Source organism: Bradyrhizobium sp. USDA 3364 (genome assembly GCF_054056355.1).
Genome location: NZ_JBSRYG010000002.1, coordinates 6,990,224 through 7,009,993, shown reverse-complemented (window position 1 = coordinate 7,009,993; position 19,770 = coordinate 6,990,224). Strand labels below are relative to the sequence as shown.

Below are 19,770 nucleotides of genomic sequence, written 5' to 3'. Positions count from 1 at the left end.
GGCGTCTATCGGGTCGCATCCGCGAGCATCGAAAACACCGAGAAAACCAGCGGCTTGCGCTCCAGATTGTAGGCTTCGGTATCGCGCGCGGCGCGGACGATCTTTTCCCATACCTCCGCCAGCCGTGCAAGGCGCGGCAGATTGGCATTGGCGTCGCCGCTGCGCATGCGCTCGCTCATCCAGCGATCGATGCCGTCGATGAAAGCGGCGAGCGCGACGCGGTCGCTGGTGCCGAGCGCATCGCCCAACGCATGCAGTTCACGCGGATCGACGCTCGGAAGCGTCGCCAGCAGCGCGGCTGTCCGCTGCTGCAGCTTCAGCGCATCGCCGCCAAGCAGCGACAATGCCCGCCCAACGCTGCCCTCGGAAGCTGCCGCGGCTTCAGCCAGCGCCGGATCGTCGGCATCGATATCGGTTGCGGCCGCGGCTGCGCGCACCACATCGCTCGTCTCCAGCGGCCGCAGCAGCAATTTGCGGCAGCGGGACAGGATGGTCGGCAGTACCCGCGACGGCGCGTGGCTGACCAGCAGGAACAGCGACTGCTGCGGCGGCTCCTCGAGGATCTTCAGCAGCGCGTTCGCGGCGTTGGGATTGAGCTCGTCGACGGTGTCGACGATGCAAACGCGCCAGCCGTCGACCGCGGCCGTCGAGCCGAAGAACGAGATCGTCTCGCGCGTCTCGTCGACCGTGATCACGGTCCGCATCACGCCGCGGTCGTTGAGGCCGCGTTCCAAGACCAGCAGCCCGCCATGGGCGCCCGCCGTGATTTGCCGCGCCACCGGATCGGACGGATCGACGCGCAGCGCCGGCGCCTGCTGGACCTGGGACGATTTCGGATTGCGGAACGCCAGCACGAAGCGCGCCATGCGGTAGGCCAGCGTCGCCTTGCCGATGCCTTGCGCGCCGCCGATCAGCCAGGCATGCGGAATGCGCCCGCTGCGGTAGGCATCGAGCAAGGCGGTCTCCGCCTCGCGATGCCCGAACAGATCGGGCGTTTCGCGCGGATGGCGAGCGGCGCTTTCCTGTTCGACCTTGCGCGCGCTCATGCAAGACTGTCCGCCGTCAGCGTTGCACGCAGATGTTCGCGCAGCGCGGCCCATATCCTGGCCGTGACCGTGTCCTGGTCGGCCGTGGCGTCGACCAATACGCAACGCTCAGGATCTTCGGCCGCGATCCGGCGGTAGGCGTCACGCAGATCCTGATGGAATTTGATGCCCTCGGCCTCGAAGCGATCGGCCGTGGCGTCGCCGCGTCGCGCGGCGGCGCGTTGCAGCCCGACCTCGACCGGCACATCGAGGATGAAGGTCAGATCGGGCTTGAGATCGCCGATGGTCACGCGCTGCATGGCGTTGACGAGTTCGGGCGACACCTGCCCGAGCTGGCCCTGATAGGCGCGCGTGGAATCGAAGAAGCGATCGCATAGCACCCAGATGCCCTGGTTGAGCGCCGGCAGGATCACGGTGCGGACATGGTCGTCGCGCGCGGCGGCAAACAGCAGCGTCTCGGCCTCCGGCCCGAGCAATTTCCCCATCCCGGACAGTACGAGGTGACGGATGATCTCCGCCCCTGGCGATCCGCCCGGCTCGCGGGTGACGATCGCGCGCAACTTGGCGGCGTCGAGCCGTTCGGCGAGCTTGCGGATCTGGGTCGATTTTCCCGACCCCTCGCCGCCCTCAAAGGTGATGAAGCGACCGCGCAAGCTCGGCCGTTGGACTGCTGTTTCCGCCATTTCAGAGCTTTCCAACCCCGGCGCGGATCATGCCGATGACAAGCTCCTGGGCGCCGTCGAGCGCGCGGCGCATCGTCGATCCGGTCCCGACCGCATCCGCCGCGAACACCGGCGCCTCCATCGCGACATTGCCGCCGCGCCAAACGCGCACCACGCCGATCTGCTGGCCGGCGGTGATCGGCGCCTTGACCGGGCCGCTATAGATCACGCGCGCCAGCAGCTTGTCGTTGCCGTTCTTCGACACCATCACCTTGATGGGATCGGGGCTGACCAGCTTGACCGCGCGGGTCTCGCCACCGAACACCCGCGCATAACCGACCGGCTGGTTGGCCGCGATCAGGACCCGGGTCTCGAAGCTGCGGAACCCCCATTCCAGCATCTTCTTCGCTTCGGTCGCGCGGTCCTCGGAATCTTCCAGCCCGTTGATCACCACGATCAGACGCGTGTCGTTCTGCACGGCGGAGCCGACCATGCCGTAGCCGCCCTCCTTGGTGTAACCGGTCTTCAACCCGTCGGCGCCGGGCAAGGCATTCAGCAACGGATTGCGGTTCTGCTGGCGGATCTTGTTCCAGGTGAATTCCTTCTCGCCGAACAGCTTGTACCGGTCGGGATAGGTCAGGATGATGTGGCGCGCCAGGATCGCGAGTTCCCGCACCGTCATCTTGTTGCTCGGGTCGGGCAGCCCGTTGGAATTGCCGAACGTCGACTTGGTCATGCCGAGCTCGCGGGCGCGCTTGGTCATGAAGTCGGTCGCAAAGGCATGCTCGTTGCCGGCAATGCCCTCGGCAAGCGCGATGCAGGCGTCATTGCCGCTCGGGATGATGGCGCCGTGCAGGAGGTCGTCGACCGAGACCTTGCTGTTGATGGCGGCGAACATCGTGGAGGTCCCGGACGGCGCGCCGCCCCGCCGCCAGGCATTCTCGCTGATCCGGTATTCGTCTGACAGCTTGATGTCGCCCTTCTTGATGGCGTCGAACACCACCTCGGCCGTCATCAGTTTCATCATGCTCGAGGGCGCGCGCAGCTCGTCGGCGTTCTTCTCGAACAGCACGCTGCCGCTGGAAGCCTCGACCAGGATCGCGGTCGGTGCATCGCCGTCGAACCCGCCCTCTTCCTTCTTGGCGCCCTGGATGCTGTTGTTGGCGGCATAGACCACCCCGCCGCAGCCGATAGCCAGCGCAACCGTGGCCGCGACCAGGCCACGCCAGCAACGCCCGGCGCGAGCTAACAACGTGCTGGGAACTGCGGTCTGGGCTGGCATCGGCGATGTCCTGAAAGACAGCGTTCTAACAGTTGGAAGTATCGCAAACAACTGAGGTTTCCGCGCTTGTACACCGCCGGCTGGATTGCCGGCGGCGTCGAACGTCCGTATCCTTGGAACCGGCTAGCGACAGCAGAACCGGCAAACAAGGCGGAAACGCGAATGTCATCCTCCCGCACCATTTCCGCCAACGGCATCGACATGTTCGTGCGCGAGGCCGGCCAAGGCCCGCTGGTCGTGCTCTGCCATGGCTGGCCGGAACTGTCCTACTCGTGGCGGCACCAGATCGCAGCGCTGGCCGCGGCGGGCTTCCGTGTCGTAGCCCCCGATATGCGCGGCTTCGGCCGCACCACCGCGCCGGCCGACGTCAGCGCCTACACGATCTTCGACACTGTCGGCGACATTGTCGCGCTGGTGGCCGCGCTCGGCGAGAAGAGGGCTGTCATCGTCGGTCACGATTGGGGAGCGCCGGTGGCTTGGCACGCCGCCCTGTTCCGTCCCGACGTCTTCACGAAGGTCGCCGGCCTCAGCGTGCCGCCGCCGTTCCGCGGCCGCGGGCGGCCCCTCGAAACGCTGCGCGAGAGCGGCATCACCAATTTCTATTGGCAATATTTTCAGCCGCCCGGCGTCGCGGAGGCCGAGTTCGAGCGCGACATCGCCCACACCATGCGGCTGGTGCTCGGACGCGGCGTCTCCGATCCGAGCTCGATGTTCGTCGACGAGGCCAAGGGCTTCCTCGGCAAGCTGCCGTCCGGAACGCCGCTGCCGGCCTGGATCACCGAGGCAGACATCGCCGAATTCGCCGAGGGCTACCGGCAGTCCGGCTTCCGCGGCGGGCTGAACTGGTACCGCAATCTCGACCGCAACTGGGAGCTGACCGCGCCCTGGCAGGATGCCCAGATCCATCAGCCGTCGCTGTTCATCGCCGGCTCGAACGACTCGGTGATCACCGGGCTGATCGGCGCCAAGCGGGTGGCGGACATGGAGCGCGTGCTGCCGAACCTGAAACAGAAGCTGATCATCGAGGGCGCCGGCCACTGGATCCAGCAGGAGCGCCCCGACGAGGTCAACGCGGCGCTGATCGCGTTTCTGAGATGATCAGGCCAAGCGCTTGATCGAAAGCTTGATTCAGTAGAGCCCGCGCCCGCTCAGGACTTCGGCCGGCCCGCGCGCGTCGATCGGCACATAGGCTGCCGCGGGGCTCGGGGTTGCGGCGTAGCGCGAGTCACCCTCGTAGGAGACTTCGCGCGGATTGTTCGGGGCGCGGCGGTGCGACCGGCTCGAGGCCGACATTTCGGAGGTGGCGCTGACCGAAGCATAGTCGGCCTGGGTGTTGCCGAGGCTGTAGGGGCGTCCCTCGGGCAGCGGAACATCGCCGCGGATCCGGCCCGCCGAGGACGGCATCTCCGGCACGAACGACCGTGCCGAGGCGACCCGCACCATCGACGGGGACGGTGCTGGCGTCCCGGTCCGCAAGGTCGCCATCAGCTGGCGGTCGTCGGACCCTTCGAGCGGCGCCCGGCCGACATACTCGACGCGGACGCGGGCCACGCCATTACCTTTGAATTCAAGCAGTTCGGCGGCTTTGTTCGAGACGTCTATGAGGCGGTTGCCGTGGTACGGACCGCGGTCATTGACGCGGACGATGAGCGACCGGCCGTTGCTCAGATTGGTTACGCGCGCGTAGCTCGGCATCGGCAGGGTCGGATGGGCGGCCGTCAGCGAGCCCATGTCGAACACCTCGCCATTGGCGGTCAGGCGGCCATGGAAATCGTCGCCATACCAGGACGCCGTGCCCTCGGCGCGGTAATTCTCGTTCTCCTCCGGCACGTAGGTGCGGCCGCCAACGACATAGGGCTTGCCGATGCGGTAGGTGCCGCCGCCCTTCGGCACGGGGTCGCCCAGCGCCACGACGCGCGGGCTCGACGACACGCCGTATCTGGGATCGACGCGGCTGGCAAACTTGTTGGAAGAGGCGCAATTGGCGAGGACGAGGCACGTCGCCACCGCGACGGCGCCGCGCGCCGTCCGGATCATCGAATCTGGCCGTCTAGTCCCCATCTGCCCCAAGTACCATTCTGCCGGATCCGCGCCTACTCCGAGACGTCTGGATCGTTTCCGTCACTGTGCGGCCCACCTCCGCACCAGAGCTTGACGATATCGCAACCGGAACACGGCGGAAATGGGGAGAGGCTTAACGCTATGGCACCTTGGTAAACCGCCTGTTGCGCCGCCTCAGTTGTTCTACGGAGCTTTGCCTCCGCAAGACGCCCCTCGCCTGTCCCGCTATCAGACACACTGTTGCAGCAAATCATCAGTCGGGGGGCATCTTGGATTCAAACAATTGAATCTTTTTGACTGTGCAAGGCTGCAATCGTTCTCTCATCCGCGTGGGGCGCAAAGGAAGTTTGCGATGATCGAGACGGTTACAGCGGTGATGGGCCTGGTGAGTGCGGCGATCTTCTTGGCGCATGCCGTGGAAGGCTACCGGTACCGGGCCTGACGGTCCGTTGAAGGCGGAAAGACGCGTCACCTCTTTCCAGGAGAGAATGTTCGGAAAGCTTTAATCAATTCGGATGAGCATCGGTTGAAGGCAGGTGTATCATGCGTAATCACGATTTGGTCTCCGACGGGTTTCTAACCCTGACCGCGGCAAGCCTCGTGCTGCTGTGCTCGAGCCTGCTGGCGTTCGCTTTCGGCTGAACCTTATCGAGTCGGCGCTCGGCCCTGCATCCCGTAAGGCCGCCCGCGAACTCTCAAGCGAATAAATGGCCGGCGGCGTTTGCCGCATGAACAAGCGAAAGGCCGACAGCGTCCAGCGCATGTGTGCTTGTGACGTGGGTGCCGTCGAACACCAGCTCGGTCTGTATTCCCGAGGCGCTCTCGGTCAAAAGAACCGCTGAACCGTTCTTCATGTCGGCGACGTCGACAACGGGATCGTAGTTGCCCGGTAGCAGGTTGCTTGCAACGAACTTGAAATTGTCAAAGTAGAGCAGATTGATCGCGCCCGACGACGACTGCGTTACGACGTCGGCGTGCCCGTCTCCGTTGACGTCTGCAACCCCGACGACATTCCAGAACGCCTGACTGGTTAGCAGGCTCGTGGTGAGCTTGCCCGCGCCGCTGAAACCCAGGAAGTCAATCTGCCCGTTGGACGACTGAGTGACGAATTCGGCATTCGTGGCTCCGCTGAACGAGCCGGCGCCCTTGACGTCCCAATAGCTCCCCGTCATCAGCAGCGAGCCCGTCAGCTGACCTCCACTGAAGTTGAGCAGGTCGATCTGGCCATTGGACTGGCTAATCAGGCTAGGGTTTCCGTTGGATGCAAAATCGACGTTGCCTACGACCTTCCAGAATGACTGCTGCGTCAGGAATGAACTCGTGAGGTGTCCGGACGTGTCGTATTGCAGGAAATCCAGCCGTCCATCGGCGAGCTGGCCAGCGGTCGAAACCGCGACACCGGGAAGCACGCCGTAAAGTGCCCGCACACCGTCGATGTCGGATTGGGTGAGATCCGTGACCGCGGGATTGATGACCGCGTTCATGATCGCCGGACTGACATTGTAGTGGTCCAGCCCCAGGCTATGCCCGATCTCGTGGAGCGCAACGATGTAGAATGAGACGCCGCCGTTGCTGACAAGCTGGCCATTGACCAGGTGCCAGCCCTCGTCCAGGTCGAACGTGATATCGGCGGCAATCTCCGTGCCGCCCCAATACGAGCTCTGTTCCTCGCCAACGACGTTGTTCAGGCCATCTATGTGGCTCAGCCCAAGGCGTATTTGATTGCTGGCGGCGTCGGAGACTTCGTGAAAGTCGATGTTGGCCACCGACTCCCACCTGTCGAATGCCTCCCTGATCTCGGTCTGGAACATTCCGGTCAGGAAGCTATCGAACTGAAAGAATTGACCAGTGAGGTTCGCTGTTGCGAAGCTCCAATCGATCTCACCGGAGGGGGTGCCAAGTGCGCTGGAGCCCCATTTGAAGCCTTCGAGAACGTAGTCGGTCATCTAAATTATTGCCCTTGGCTCAATGATGCCCCGTGGCTTGAGGGATCCCCCCATCGATGCCAAGAGACGCATCCGATCAATCAATGCATACAATCACTGCAAGATGCATGTTCTCATCGACGATTGTCGATTCTGGCCATGTTCGCGTCGCCCATCTTGACAGTATTGCCCCGGACTTTCCAGCTTGGGCTGGCCGTGAATGACGGCAACGAGGCCGGACCGAGCAGCACCGTGACCGCAAGGTCACACGGATCCGAGGAAGGGGGATCACTGATGGGCGACCGTGTCAGAGAAGGAACATCTGCGCTTCTCATCAGCACCGATGGCCGCTTGCTCATGCAGCTGCGCGACAACCTTCCCCATGTGTCGGATCCCGGGAAGATCAGTCTATTTGGCGGCCGGCGAGAGGGAACCGAGTCCTTCCTTGAGTGCGTCGTTCGCGAAATCCACGAGGAGATCGGCTACTATCTGCCCCCCGAGCGCTTTGAGCTGATCGGCCAATATTCTGGAATGGATCACTTGACGCCAAACGGCACCCTGCACGGCGAGGTGTTCCTGGCGCGAGACGTGCCGATCGATCAGTTGACCGTGACGGAAGGCCGTCTCGAGATCGTCGCCATCAATAATCTCGAACGTATCAGCGGCAAGCTCGCCCGCCCCGCGGCGTATGCACTGGAGATCTTCCTGAAGCGCGAACCGATTACCTGAGCGACGAGACCAGCTCGCGGACGCGATCGTCGAGCATTGCCAGCGCCACGGACGGATGCGCCACGTCGATATCGTCCACGTGCCAATAGGTGATCCTGTCGGCAACCTCCGGGAACCGGCGCTCGATCAGCGGACGATGTTCGGCCTCCTTGAGCGCGATCACGAGGTCTGCGTCGTCGAAGTCGGCCAACGAACACGGCTGCGGGTAGCGCGCGGCCCCCTCCGGAGCGATGCCCGTTGCGCGCAGACGATCAGCAGCGAGGACTGACATCGGCCCGACATTGTCGGGCGAGCCTCGTTCGGCCGCGCCTCTGGAGGACGCGCGCCACGCCAGCTGTTCTGCCCTTGCAAGATGATTGAACAGCTCTTCTGCATAACGGCTTCGGTAGTAGTTGCCGGTGCAAAGGAAGAGAACATGTTTCATGGCCGTCATGATGGCCAGCCTCGGCCCTTGCGGTCAACGGCGTCGCGTGCATGCGCGATTGATCCGCGGCGCGGAGCTGACGGCACCGGCAGAATACGAGGCCGGCACCGCGATCAAATCAGCCCCGTTTCGGCGCGTCGGCCCGCCAGTGACCGGCCGCCGTCGGTTTCGCCGCCAAGTTCGCGTTGCGTTCGGCGCCGCCTACGCTAAGGGCCCGATCCGACTGAACCGGAAGGGTGGCCGAGTAGTTTAAGGCACCGAAATACAGTTCGGTCATCCCTCCCCGTCATCGTCAATCCGCAAACGTCCTATTTTGTTGGTGATTGTGGATTGCCGATGCAGCACCTGTACAGGCTGATATCGGCCCGCCCCTTCACGTTGGGTGCCAATTCCGGTGCCAAAAAGAGTTCGACCGGGACGTGCCCCGGCATTTCGTTATGTCATCCAAATGCAGAGCGACCCCGGTGTGGGCGGCACGCCCGGGGTCGCCATTCTGGCTTCCGGCCGGGTTTGGGGATCGAGAGCCGGGAGCAGAGCTAAAGAGCTAGAATTATGTCCCTCGTTTCAAATCCGCGGAGTGCCATTAGGAATTACTACTACCGCCTGGTTTGCCGAAAACCGCTGTCGATTTCATGAGAGGTTCGGCCGATCTCCTGTCGACGAAAGCGAGCCGTTAGCAAACCAGCAACTAGGTCGGCGCACGCTTCTCTATGGGACGGGACCGTGGGGACATATCGCGGACCGTTTCGGGAAGAGCTGGCGTGCCGGCCCTGGCGCCAGCTCTTCTTCCTAAACTGGTGCACTAGGCAACAGACGTTAAGCGAATAATTCGCGCCTATGGATGGTAGGGAGCGTTTCCAGTGAAGGGGCTATTGATCGCTATCGGCGTCATTCTGGTCCTTTACATAGGTGACCAGCAATTTGCTCAAGGTCGACACACTGATGCCGTCCGGCGCATGGCGGTTCAGATGAGGCATTCGTTCGGAATTTGATGCCGCGTCTACGCTCTCTCCGAGCCGCGCTTCAGCCGGGCAATCCGCCTGTAATCGATCCACAATTCAATGAACTCGTGCTCATCCAGATAATCCTTGGCTCGACGCTTCGCTTCTTCGTCGTCGTTGCAACGAAATTCGTAGGTTGCGCGCGCGATGCCCGCAGGATCGACGCCGAATGCCACGTAAGGTTTGAGTCCTTCAATCATTTTGTCCTCATGACCTAATGTAATCAGATTGACAGGCAACTGCCGTGTCGACGCGCCTCTGCAAAAAATGAAGAGGCCGCTGGCCGCCGACAGCGACCTCTTGGACCCGATCTAAAAATGAATGTCTTGGAAATAAAAATCGCCGCCGCAGGTCCGACTTTCTTAAACGATGGATTTGCAATTCCGTGAAGTCAAGAGAGGCCTATCCACAAAGGGAACAGTTGTGACGTTGTGAACGCGACACACTTCTGTGACCTCGGAGCGATTCCGCTCTGCTGATTGAGCGCTGGGGCCGCTCAACCAAGATAATACGACGCCTGCCTTGTCACCCTGACTTTGCTCAAGACCGGGGCATTCTTATGACGGCCGCATAACCCGTTTGGGATAGCCCCTTGAACAACCCGAAGTGCATTGTTGTCCACAGTGTGGATTACGCCACACCGCGCGGGCGTGAATCGCCGTACCCTAAGCTTCAGGAGTACTTTACTCCCTGGGTCTCGAACCCGTCGCGACTGGCAGCTATCCTTTGATGGCTTACACATGGGCAGCCGGCGCTGATCGAGCACCCGCCTGACAATTGCAAATACGACGCATTCCGGTTTCGCGAATGCAAGAGCAGCCATCATTTCCAAAACCGATTGCGCGGCACCGTGGATCTATTTCGAGCTGAGAAGATCGCAACTGTCCCCGATCGATCACATCATGACTGCCGCTTTTGCGGAGTGAAGCTCACCCTCGTCAGAACGATTATGGAATCTGAAAGCGGGGTCGTCATTCATACGTTTGAATGCGAGCGATGCGGAGACCGAACTTGGACCGACTAAGTTGAAATGTTGAAGGTGCCCGCTGTCTGGTCGATCGCTCGCCAAACTTTCCGGTTTTGGGGCACGGTTTCTACCCCGCTCCTGCGGCTCCATCGGAAAAGCATGCCGGCTCGAAGCGGCTCGGGCACGCAAAGCCGGACATCACCTTGCGCGTCTGCGCCCACTTGTTTAGGAACGACGATGGCAAGGCGGAGGCGCCGATCAATGCGGCGCTGGCGCGTTAGGTGCCAATCGGGTGCCAAATTTCGCGGTTCGTTCTCTACGACCATACCGCTAAGCACTTGAAATTATTGGTTTGGAAGGGTGGCCGAGTGGTTTAAGGCACCGGTCTTGAAAACCGGCGTGCCCGCAAGGGTACCGTGGGTTCGAATCCCACCCCTTCCGCCACAACTCATTGAATTTACTGATATGTTCTTGTTGCGGATCGTGCGTACAATTCGCTGCACAATGACGAACGACCTGCCCTGGCTCGCCGAAAACCGATGCCGATTTCTTCAGGGTTTAGGAACCATATGATTTTAGAATAATTGTGCGAAAAGCTTACTCGGAGTCCAACGTATGTCGGACGAAGATCTCGCTCTCCAGGCGGTGAGCGCCGCACAGGAAATACTCGAGGAATACCTGGAGCCTAGGCCGCGCTCCAACGAGCGGATGATCCTCGACAGGCTTGTCGAGGTGCTTGAGCGGCCAGACCTGGTCGTCGTGGTCAGTCGCCGAATGCAGCGCTGGAAATAGCAGACCGCCGCCGCCACGCTAGATTTCGAGCCCGGCGGCGTGGTTTGTTTACGATCTGCTGTTATCCTGTCTATCTTGAGCGAACCCAGCACGGCGCGAGCCCGTTCGGGCAACGGATCCTCATCAAAAAACGGCATGCGCGCGCCGCTCGTCAATGGGCAGATGGCATGCCTGACGCCTCTCTCGCGTGCACACATCTCTCACGGACGAGGTGATCGACTTCCCGAAGGGAGTCTCGGGCTGAGAGTATCTAAGCCCATCCGCATCCGATGGAGCTGTTCGGGAATATCCCGCCACTGCAGGGGTTGCAGTCGGAGGGAGGTCGGCAAGCCATGAAAAGCGAAAGCACGCTTTCAACGGGCGGGACCATGTTGGAAGCGTTGGCGCTCGGCGAACCAGTCATCATCGCGCTCGCCATCTGGGCCACAGCATGCGCCGCACACTTCGTCGCAGCGTCGGTATGCTATCGGCGTGGACAGAACAGCCCGGAATGGGTGGGCGCTCTTGCGATTTTCGCCTACTGGCCGATCCTGTTATCGGTTGTTTGCCTCGGCCTCGCTTTCAAGTACCTGCTCCGACGTCCACTTGTCGGGCTAAGGAAACTGTTTCGGTGATATGTTCCAGTTGATGCGGTGATCGGGCGCGCTCGACGTGGGTGGCTCAAAAAACGAACATGGCGATGATCGCCAATGAAGCCAATAAGATTACCAGGCATCCCGCGACGGTGATCCAGTCAGGGCGAATTCTCTTCATTCCAAAGTCCATGGCCCGACTGAGACCCAGGTCGAGAGTCCTAGGACCGTAAAGCATCGATGGCGTGGGCAATCAAAACGCCGACGCTCACAATAATCAAAAGCGCAAGTATGACGTTAAACATGGACTGCACGGAAACGTCTAGCCCGCGATCAGTCAAAAGATTTTCGTCATTAAGGTTGCTTGTTGTCCATGACTGATGCGCTCAAGACACGCGGTTCTGTCGATACAAGGAATTAGTTCCTCGTCTTGCTGGCAGCTTCGATTTCAACGTGTCGCAGCGCGCGAGTTCGCACCGCCTTGAAGTTCTTGTCGATCGTCGCGACGACCAACGCGCGGATGCACTCTGATCGCTCGTCTTCGTCGCCGAACTTTGTCCAAGAAATCGTTGGGCGAAATTCCTCTTCCATCCGGTCAATCTCGCCGATTGGATTGCTGCAGTTCGCAACGGAGCCCGACGGGAAGCCGCGGAAAGGCAACTCTAGCGCGATCAACCGGGCTTCCAAATGTTCAACGCAGGTCGCTTCCATCACATGATGCCTGTTGCGATCTGGGCGCGCGAGCCGTCGCAGTTGCGAGGGGTGTTGCAACGGCGCTCTTCGGATGGTCCTACTGGACCGGTCGCCGTTCGGCACCGGCAACGGCCGCTGGATCGACCAGACTCTGACGTATTTCTCTGACTCGCAGGTTGGTTCGACCGGCCCCTGTCCGTTCAACCGGACATCCAGTCAGCCTGCGATACTGTCGGAAGCAGCTACCGGCTCAATTGCGCCGGCTGCAGCTGCCGAGGAGTTCTACGAGGACCATGGCTGTCCTTGTGTTTATCGTCATGCGCCTGCAGCCCGGCTGGCAAACAGCAGTCGGGTATCTTTCCAACGGCTCCCGATCTGCGGCACTCGAGACGGCGATCTCGGCGGAATGCACGATGTGATATGCGCGGGCCGAACCGGCGCACCGTGCCCACGCAATCGATCGGACACGCGGTCAGGTCTGCCGGATGAACTCCGTAATCAGGCCGGCGATTTCCTGCGGCGTATCCTCGAAGCAGTAATGCCCGACGCCGGCAAGGCGCTTGATCGGCGCCGCGGGCCAGATTGCGTAATCCGAAGCAAGCCGGCCACTGATTCCGACGCAACCCGGCCACCGATTCCGACGGAAGTCGGCCACCGATTCCGATCGAAGCCGGCCACCCTGTTGAGACCGGCCTGACGCTCTCGAAGACGGCGATCGAATCGCGGACCAGCCCCCCTTTGCGGCCGAGCAAGGGGAGGTCTGATGCCCGCCGAGAGAGCGCCGATGCGGAAGGTTCGAGAAGTTTTGAGACTGCGGCACGCCCTTGGCGTGAGCGAGCGGCAGATCGCCGTCACCGTCGGCATCAGCCGATCGACGGTTGGCGAGTATCTGCGGCGGGCTGCCGTGATCGGCATCACCTGGCCGGTGCCGGAAGGGATGGACGACGGCGAGCTCGAGCGCCGGCTGTTCACGCCGCCGACATTCGAGGAGAAGCCGGCGCGGCCGTTGCCCGACTGGACGGCGGTGCACCGGGAGCTGAAGCGGCGCAGCGTGACGCTGCTCTTGCTGTGGGAGGAATATCGCGCGGAGCACGCGGACGGCTATGGCTACAGCCGGTTCTGCGATCTCTACCGGAAATGGAGCGAGACGATCTCGCCGACCATGCGGCAGGCGCATGGGCCTGGAGAGAAGCTGTTCGTCGACTTCGCGGGCGACACGGTGCCGGTGTTCGACGCCGCTACCGGCGCGCAGCGGCTGGCCCATGTCTTTGTCGCCGTGCTGGGAGCATCCAACTACACCTTTGCCGAGGCGCGCTGGTCGGAGGGGTTGGCTGACTGGATTGCGGTGCACGTCAATGCTTTGCGGGCGATCGGCGGCGTGCCGAAGGCGATCGTCTGCGACAATCTGAAATCCGGCGTCACCGCCACCTGTCGCTATGAGCCGGGCATCAACCGCACCTACCAGGAGCTGGCCCAGCATTACGGCACCGCGATCCTGCCCACGCGTCCGCGCAAGCCGCGCGACAAGGCGAAGGTGGAAGTGGCGGTGCAAATCGTCCAGCGGTTTGTGCTGGCGAGGCTGCGGAACCAGCGCTTCTTCTCGCTTGACGAACTCAACGCGGCAATCCGCGAGGCGATCGCCGACCTCAACGCCAAGATCATGCGCAAGCTCGGCGTGAGCCGCAATGAGCTGTTCGCGCAGATCGACAAGCCGGCGCTCAAAGCCCTACCGCCGATGCCGTATCAGTATGCCGAGTGGAAGAAGTGCCGGGTCGCGCCCGACTATCACGTCGAGCTCGCCGGTCACTACTACTCGGTGCCCTCACGTCTGATCCGCGAAGAGCTCGAGGCGCGCATAACCGACAGGACGATCGAGATCCTGCACAAGGGCATCCGGGTGGCCAGCCACGCCCGCTCTGACGTGCCCCATCGCCACACCACGATCCCGGAGCACATGCCGAGCGCGCACCGGCGCTATGCCGAATGGACGCCGGCGCGGATCAAACGAGAAGCCGCCAAGATCGGCCCCGCCACGATCGCTCTCGTCGAGGCGATCATGAGAGCCAAGCCACACCCCGAGCAGGGCTTCCGGGCTTGTCTCGGCATTCTGCGGCTCGCACGCAGCTACGGCTCGGCCCGCATCGAGGCCGCCTGCCAGCGCGGCAACGACATCGGCGCGACCACCTACGGCTCGATCAAGTCGATCCTGCAGCACGGGCTCGATCGCGCCTACGCGAATGAACAGCCGCCGGACGGGCCACCAATCCGACACGGCAACATCCGCGGCACCGATTACTACCACTGAAGAAAGGAGAGACGATGTTGACACATCCCACTCACGAGCGCCTCGTCGCGCTCGGGCTCAATGGCATGGCGAAGGCCCTCGACGAACAGCAACGACAGCCTGACATCGCCGCGCTGGCCTTCGAGGAGCGCCTCGCGCTGCTCGTCGACCGCGAGGCGACCGAGCGCGAGAACAAGCGCCTGGTCGCCCGGTTGCGGTTCGCAAGCCTCCGGCAAAACGCCGTCGTCGAGGATATCGACATGAAGGCGCCGCGCGGACTCGACAAGCCGCTGTTCCAAAAGCTCGTCGCCGGCGAGTGGATCGACCGGCATCAAAACCTGCTCATCATCGGCCCGACCGGCGTCGGCAAGAGCTGGATTGCTTGCGCCTTGGGCCACAAGGCCTGCCGGGACAACCGCTCCGTGCTCTATCAACGGCTGCCGCGGCTGTTTGAGGCGCTCGCCCTCGCGCGGGGCGACGGCCGCCATGCTCGCCTCCTCAGGACCCTGGCGCGCGTGGAACTCCTGATCCTTGACGACTGGGGGCTTGCCTCGATGACGGCCGAGCAACAACGCGACCTGCTGGAGATGATGGAGGATCGCCATGGCCGCGGCTCAACCGTGGTGACAAGCCAGCTCCCGGTCGAGCATTGGCATGAACTCATCGGCAACCCAACCATTGCCGACGCCATCCTCGATCGCCTCGTGCACAACGCCCACAGGCTCACCCTCAAGGGCGAGAGCCTGCGCAAAGCCGCCGCCAAGCGTCAGACGCTTGACGACGAGGCCGCCAACTGACCTGATGACGACGTCGTCGCGAGAGCCCGCCTCGGCAGGCGGCCGGGATCATCGGAATCCCCGGCCGGCTTCCATCGGTACAGGCGGCCGGCTTCGCTCGGAATCCACGGCCGACTTCATCGGAATGCGCACCAGATCGCGGCAAACAGCGGCAGGAAATGATCCGCGTGCAGCGTGCGGTCCGCCTCACCCCAGATCGCGAGCGCAGGCTTGCTGCGGATCGCGCGGTCGGCCGCGAGATCGGGTATCGCGAAGTGATGCGCGCCGGTGGCAAAGCCCTTGGCCCATCCGATCGCGCCGAGGCAGTCGGCGGGACGTGCGAAGGGCGCGCCGTAAGCCGCGAGCCATGCATCGGTGATGACGGCGTGGTTCTCGAAGCCGTTGAGCTTGAGCGTGCTCAGGATGTTGAAGCCGAGTTGTTCGAGAACCGGCTCGAGCTCGCCGCTCGCCTCAGCCCTGGCGATCCATTGAAACCAGGGCGACGCCAGCGCATTTGCGGTGACGCGCTCGAACAGATCGGCCTGCCCGAACGGCGTCGGTCCGTTGGCGGAGATGATCCGGCGGATGCGATCCGGACGCCGGGCTGCGAGGCCCATGCCGACCGGACCGCCGAAATCATGCATCACCAGCGTGATGTTGCCGAGATCGAGTGCCAGGATCAGCGCCTCGAGATTGTCGACGTGGTCCTGCAGCCAATAGCTGCGCTGCGCGGGCGTCGAACTTTTTCCAAAACCCATGTGATCCGGAACGATCACGCGGTGCGTCGCGCTCAGGGCCGGCACAAGGCGACGGAACAGATAGCCCCAGGTCGGCTCGCCGTGCAGGCAAAGCGCCACCTCCCCGTCCCGCGGACCCTCGTCAACATAGTGCATCTGAAAACCTGGGGCCGCGCTGAAATGCGGGGCGAAAGGAAAGGTGCCGTCGAACGTGGTGTCGGAGTGGACCATGGCAAACCTCGATTGGTTTTAATCTGCAACCATCCTCTATCGCTTGAGGTTTCACCTTGCAACCGATATATCGAGCTCGCGATGGTGGTGGCGGATCCCTCCGGCCGCCGCACCATGGGGTCGATCGAGACGCGAGATGAGAAGCGATGGCCAAGAGAGTGAGCCACAGGGATTCGATGTGCGGCGTGGCCCGGCCGCTGGATGCGATCGGCGACTGGTGGTCGCTGTTGATCGTCCGCGATGCGTTCGATGGGCTGCGCCGGTTCGGCGAGTTTCAGAAGAGCCTCGGGCTCGCCAAGAACATCCTCTCGGCACGGCTCCGCAATCTGCTGGCGCACGGCATCATGGAGACCGTGCCCGCAACGGACGGCAGCGCCTACCAGGAATATGTGCTGACCGAAAAGGGCCGCGGCCTCTTCCCTCTCCTCGTCGCGCTCCGGCAGTGGGGGGAGGATTTCTTCTTCGAGCCCGACGAGGCGCATGTGCTCCTGGTCGACCGCAAGAATGGCCTGCCGGTGCGGCGGCTTGAATTGCGCGCCCAAGACGGACGCGTCGTGGGTGCGGAAGACACGATGGTGCGGCTGCCATCGGCTTCATCTGAGAAAGGGACCATGTGAGAAGCGAGCGCGTCGCGCGAACGCTGCCACCCGCAACCGGATGTTAACCCGCCTTGCCACAGCATCCGCTGCGTGGAGGTTCAACCAATGCAGACATTCCGGATTTCGCTGAGCGATGGGACGCGGCAATTCCACACGGCGATTCAGGCGCCGGATCCCGCATCCGCGCGCATCAAGGCCGCCTACTTCTTCGACATCTCGAAGTGGCGGATTTTGAGCGTGTCGCCGAGCGGGGCCAGTGCCGCGGCGGCATAGTCGCTGCGCGCCCTACGCCATCCGGTCGAGCTCGGCCGCGGCAAGGCTTGCAATCCGCAGATCGATCTCGGCGAGCGGATCGCCGTCCCCCAGAAACCAGGCCGCCGACAAGCCGGTCCAGGCGACGATCCATGACAGCAGGCGCCGGCGATCGAGCCGCGCCGCTTCAACGACAATGTCGAGACGCCGCGCAAAGCGCCCGGGTTCGGTCGCGACCGGCCGCGTCGGGTCCGCAAGGTCCGGATTGGTGAAGATGTTGGCGAAGTCGAAGCCACGCTCGCCGACGAGATGCTTTGGATCGATCGCGAGCCAGCCGCGCGCGCCGAAGTCGAGCACGTTGTCGTGGTGCAGGTCGCCATGCAGGACCACGATCTCGCGCTGATCGCCCAGCAGAGCTTCGGCGACGAATGCGGACCGGTGCAGGATGCCGCCATGGGCCCGCGCCGCGGGCCAGAGCTCGCGAAACCAGTACGTCAGCGGCGTCAGATTCGGCCGCGGATTGGCGCGTTCAGCGTGAAGCCGATCGGCCGTAGCGCAGAGAATCCTGCAGGCCTCGTCGTCCCGGCCGGTGCGCGCCATCTCGCTGAGCGAGGCCGAACCCATCGCCCTTTCGAGCAGGAGTGCATCGCCGTCGCGGGCAAGAACGCGGGCCGCGCCGTCGCCGTCCCACCACTCCATGACGATTGCGCCGAGCCGTTCGTCCGGCTCGTGCGAGAGTTTCAGCATTGCAGGCTCGCCGTGCCGCCGCACCGGCAGCAGCCTTGCTGCGTGCGTCATGATCGGATTGCCGTCGGGGGCGAGGTTCCAGGCTGACAGATACGGTTCGAACATGGCTGGGACTGACGGACGACAACGCGGGTGACCACCGTTCTAATCATCGCCTGCCCGCGTTGCCATGCTGGGTTCCCTGCGGCGCTTGGTGGCAGCACAGCGCCAACCGGAATTGCGCACCCTGCCCATGTTGGCTGATGACAGCCCCCACCCATCTCGCGTTACAATGTCGCAGCCGGTGGTACGGAGGGTTTTGGTGATGCCGCGAAAGGGAATTACCGGACACGACGATTGGGTGGTCACAGAGGCCCTGGCCACGGCGCTTGTCGCGCTCGAACAGTTGCCGTCGAAGCATCAGCCGCGCGCGCATATGGAGGACGTCCGAAAGATCCTGACCGCGAGATGCGAGGCAGGCGCCGTGACGCTGCATCTTGCGCAGGCCAAGTGCCGCTTGTTTCCCGATACCAATCCCCTCACCATCTACGAGGAATACGGCCTCAAGGACGGACTTGGATAGCTGCAGCCACCTACCGAACTTCTAGTCGTGGCTCACGCGCCAGATCGTGCCGTTGCCGTCTTCGGACACCAGCAGGGCGCCGTCGCGCGCCACGGCCACGCCGACCGGGCGGCCCCAGACCTCATTGTCACCGACGACAAAGCCGGTGACGAAATCCTCATACTCGCCGGTCGGCATGCCGTCTTTCAGCCGGATGCGAATGACCTTGTAGCCGGTGCGCTTCGACCGATTCCACGAACCATGTTCGGCAGCAAAGGCGTCGCCGCGATACTCGGCCGGAAAGCTGCTGCCGGTGTAGAAGGTCAGGCCGAGCGAGGCCGAGTGCGCCTGCAACAGCACGTCGGGTACAGTCACCTTGTCCTTGAGATCGGGCCGCGCGCCGGCATGTGCGGGGTCTTCGTTGGCGCCGATGTAGTACCAGGGCCAGCCGTAGAACGCGCCTTCGCGAATTCGCGTCACATAGTCAGGCACCAGGTTGTCGCCGCGGCCATCGCGCTCGTTGGTCGAGCACCATGGCGTGCCGCTGCCGGGCTGGATCGCCAGTCCCACACAATTGCGGATCCCGGTGGCAAACAGCTTCTGGTTCTTGCCGTCGGGATCGAAGGCGAGCACGGCGGCGCGGTCGGTCTCGTCGCCCCAGGCAGCGCCAAGTGCATGGTTGCGGCTCCAGGCCTCGATGCCATCCGGCGGCCGGCCAAGGCCCTCACCTGCGTTGCCGGCCGAGCCGACCGACACCAGCATCCGCTTGTCGTCGGATGTGAACACGATGTCGCGGGTGGAATGACCGTAGCCGTGCGGCAGCCGGGCGACGATGGTCTTGGGCTTGCCCGATGACTTGCGATCGCCGTTGCGGTAGGCAAAGCGCACCACGCTGTCGGTGTTGGCAACATAGAGCCATTGCGGGTGGTCGCCGCTCGGGAAGAACGCGATGCCGAACGGCTCCTTCAATCCGGACGCATAGACCTCGTTGGTCGCAGGCTTGGCCGCCCCGTCGGCGCTGCGCAGGACACGGATGCGGCCAGAGCCGCTCTCCGCGACGAAGACATCGCCATTGGGCGCAGCCCGGATGATCCGCGGCCCGCTCAGCCCGCTCGCAAACAGCTCGATCTTGAACCCGGCCGGCACCTGCGGCACCGCAGACGCAGGTCGCTTCATGACGCGCGACATATTGCTGCTGGAGGGCGTCGCCCCTGGCCTTGGCAAGTCGTGCGGTGTGATCAGTCGCACCGTGCCCGGTCTGTCGCGCTGCCAGTCGCCGAACGCCGCCGCGCCTTTCAGCACCGGCTCGGCACCAGACCGCGTGACGCTGGTCGCTACGAGGAAAACGACAGACAGACTCACGCTCACGCCGGCGGCAAGATTTGTCTTCAGCATAAGACTCCTCGCCTGATGTCCGTTCAGGCACGCAATTCATAGCGTGGTTCAACC

21 protein-coding genes and 1 tRNA gene are annotated in these 19,770 nt (G+C 63.1%); 10 read left to right on the top strand and 12 right to left on the bottom strand.

The window, feature by feature from the left end; all coding sequences use genetic code 11:
* Positions 1 to 5 precede the first annotated feature (5 nt).
* Genes ACVILL_RS32885 through ACVILL_RS32875 form a run of 3 tightly spaced genes read right to left on the bottom strand, consistent with a single transcriptional unit; the run spans position 6 to position 2,990 of the window.
* Positions 6 to 1,046, bottom strand: coding sequence for a DNA polymerase III subunit delta' (locus ACVILL_RS32885; RefSeq protein WP_456732849.1), 1,041 nt, complete (start codon positions 1,044 to 1,046; stop codon positions 6 to 8).
* Positions 1,043 to 1,729, bottom strand: a complete 687-nt coding sequence (gene tmk / locus ACVILL_RS32880; RefSeq protein ID WP_456732848.1) for a dTMP kinase — start codon at positions 1,727 to 1,729, stop codon at positions 1,043 to 1,045. The genes ACVILL_RS32885 and tmk overlap by 4 nt, the downstream gene beginning before the upstream one ends.
* 1 nt (position 1,730) lies before the next feature.
* Complete coding sequence (locus ACVILL_RS32875) at positions 1,731 to 2,990, bottom strand: D-alanyl-D-alanine carboxypeptidase family protein (protein WP_456732847.1); 1,260 nt, start codon at positions 2,988 to 2,990, stop codon at positions 1,731 to 1,733.
* A gap of 162 nt (positions 2,991 to 3,152) precedes the next feature.
* Here ACVILL_RS32875 and ACVILL_RS32870 point away from each other — a divergent pair, with 162 nt between their 5' ends.
* A complete protein-coding gene (locus ACVILL_RS32870) occupies positions 3,153 to 4,088 on the top strand; it encodes an alpha/beta fold hydrolase (protein WP_456732846.1) in 936 nt (311 codons plus the stop codon).
* Between the two features lie 30 nt (positions 4,089 to 4,118).
* On the opposite strand, the gene ACVILL_RS32865 is transcribed toward ACVILL_RS32870, so the two are convergent.
* Together ACVILL_RS32865 and ACVILL_RS32860 are read right to left on the bottom strand one after the other, a co-directional pair.
* Entirely contained in the window at positions 4,119 to 5,051 is a 933-nt protein-coding gene (locus tag ACVILL_RS32865; protein WP_456732845.1) for a septal ring lytic transglycosylase RlpA family protein, read from the bottom strand.
* 695 nt (positions 5,052 to 5,746) lie between these two features.
* Positions 5,747 to 6,997 (bottom strand): matrixin family metalloprotease, encoded by a 1,251-nt coding sequence (locus tag ACVILL_RS32860; protein WP_456732844.1) that lies wholly within the window; start codon positions 6,995 to 6,997, stop codon positions 5,747 to 5,749.
* 138 nt (positions 6,998 to 7,135) lie between these two features.
* Between ACVILL_RS32860 and ACVILL_RS32855 the strand changes: the two genes are divergently transcribed.
* Positions 7,136 to 7,705, top strand: coding sequence for an NUDIX domain-containing protein (locus ACVILL_RS32855; RefSeq protein ID WP_456732843.1), 570 nt, complete (start codon positions 7,136 to 7,138; stop codon positions 7,703 to 7,705).
* On the opposite strand, the gene ACVILL_RS32850 is transcribed toward ACVILL_RS32855, so the two are convergent.
* Positions 7,698 to 8,138 carry an arsenate-mycothiol transferase ArsC gene (locus ACVILL_RS32850; protein WP_456732842.1) on the bottom strand — a complete coding sequence of 147 codons (441 nt, stop codon included), beginning with the start codon at positions 8,136 to 8,138 and terminating at the stop codon, positions 7,698 to 7,700. The genes ACVILL_RS32855 and ACVILL_RS32850 overlap by 8 nt on opposite strands.
* Positions 8,139 to 9,129: 991 nt before the next feature.
* Positions 9,130 to 9,330, bottom strand: coding sequence for a hypothetical protein (locus tag ACVILL_RS32845; protein ID WP_456732841.1), 201 nt, complete (start codon positions 9,328 to 9,330; stop codon positions 9,130 to 9,132).
* 1,121 nt (positions 9,331 to 10,451) lie between these two features.
* Here ACVILL_RS32845 and ACVILL_RS32840 point away from each other — a divergent pair.
* From ACVILL_RS32840 to ACVILL_RS32830, 3 genes are all read left to right on the top strand, one after another.
* Positions 10,452 to 10,541: transfer RNA gene (locus tag ACVILL_RS32840), tRNA-Ser, on the top strand.
* 171 nt (positions 10,542 to 10,712) lie between these two features.
* A complete protein-coding gene (locus tag ACVILL_RS32835) occupies positions 10,713 to 10,889 on the top strand; it encodes a hypothetical protein (protein ID WP_456732840.1) in 177 nt (58 codons plus the stop codon).
* A 332-nt stretch (positions 10,890 to 11,221) separates the two neighbouring features.
* On the top strand, positions 11,222 to 11,503 hold the full coding sequence (locus ACVILL_RS32830) for a hypothetical protein (RefSeq protein WP_456732839.1): 282 nt from the start codon (positions 11,222 to 11,224) through the stop codon (positions 11,501 to 11,503).
* Positions 11,504 to 11,878: 375 nt separating this feature from the next.
* Here ACVILL_RS32830 and ACVILL_RS32825 read toward each other — a convergent pair whose 3' ends face one another.
* Both ACVILL_RS32825 and ACVILL_RS32820 read right to left on the bottom strand, forming a co-directional pair.
* Positions 11,879 to 12,172, bottom strand: a complete 294-nt coding sequence (locus tag ACVILL_RS32825) for a hypothetical protein (protein ID WP_456732838.1) — start codon at positions 12,170 to 12,172, stop codon at positions 11,879 to 11,881.
* A gap of 454 nt (positions 12,173 to 12,626) precedes the next feature.
* Entirely contained in the window at positions 12,627 to 12,809 is a 183-nt protein-coding gene (locus ACVILL_RS32820; protein WP_456732837.1) for an alpha/beta fold hydrolase, read from the bottom strand.
* A gap of 129 nt (positions 12,810 to 12,938) precedes the next feature.
* On the opposite strand from ACVILL_RS32820, the gene istA reads away from it, so the two are divergent.
* Entirely contained in the window at positions 12,939 to 14,459 is a 1,521-nt protein-coding gene (gene istA, locus ACVILL_RS32815) for an IS21 family transposase (RefSeq protein WP_456727992.1), read from the top strand.
* 14 nt (positions 14,460 to 14,473) lie between these two features.
* Entirely contained in the window at positions 14,474 to 15,235 is a 762-nt protein-coding gene (gene istB, locus ACVILL_RS32810) for an IS21-like element helper ATPase IstB (protein ID WP_456727991.1), read from the top strand.
* Between the two features lie 116 nt (positions 15,236 to 15,351).
* Here the strand turns inward: istB and ACVILL_RS32805 are convergent, their stop codons facing one another.
* Positions 15,352 to 16,182, bottom strand: coding sequence for an alpha/beta fold hydrolase (locus tag ACVILL_RS32805; protein WP_456732836.1), 831 nt, complete (start codon positions 16,180 to 16,182; stop codon positions 15,352 to 15,354).
* A gap of 146 nt (positions 16,183 to 16,328) precedes the next feature.
* Here ACVILL_RS32805 and ACVILL_RS32800 point away from each other — a divergent pair, with 146 nt between their 5' ends.
* Both ACVILL_RS32800 and ACVILL_RS32795 read left to right on the top strand, forming a co-directional pair.
* Positions 16,329 to 16,799 (top strand): winged helix-turn-helix transcriptional regulator, encoded by a 471-nt coding sequence (locus ACVILL_RS32800; protein ID WP_456732835.1) that lies wholly within the window; start codon positions 16,329 to 16,331, stop codon positions 16,797 to 16,799.
* A gap of 87 nt (positions 16,800 to 16,886) precedes the next feature.
* Complete coding sequence (locus ACVILL_RS32795; protein WP_456732834.1) at positions 16,887 to 17,054, top strand: hypothetical protein; 168 nt, start codon at positions 16,887 to 16,889, stop codon at positions 17,052 to 17,054.
* 12 nt (positions 17,055 to 17,066) lie between these two features.
* Here ACVILL_RS32795 and ACVILL_RS32790 read toward each other — a convergent pair whose 3' ends face one another.
* Entirely contained in the window at positions 17,067 to 17,885 is an 819-nt protein-coding gene (locus tag ACVILL_RS32790; RefSeq protein WP_456732833.1) for an aminoglycoside phosphotransferase family protein, read from the bottom strand.
* Positions 17,886 to 18,084: 199 nt separating this feature from the next.
* Between ACVILL_RS32790 and ACVILL_RS32785 the strand changes: the two genes are divergently transcribed.
* Positions 18,085 to 18,342: a hypothetical protein gene (locus tag ACVILL_RS32785; protein WP_456734420.1), complete on the top strand. Its 258-nt coding sequence runs from the start codon at positions 18,085 to 18,087 to the stop codon at positions 18,340 to 18,342.
* Positions 18,343 to 18,363: 21 nt separating this feature from the next.
* Here ACVILL_RS32785 and ACVILL_RS32780 read toward each other — a convergent pair whose 3' ends face one another.
* Positions 18,364 to 19,716, bottom strand: a complete 1,353-nt coding sequence (locus tag ACVILL_RS32780; protein ID WP_456732832.1) for a PQQ-dependent sugar dehydrogenase — start codon at positions 19,714 to 19,716, stop codon at positions 18,364 to 18,366.
* Positions 19,717 to 19,770 lie beyond the last annotated feature (54 nt).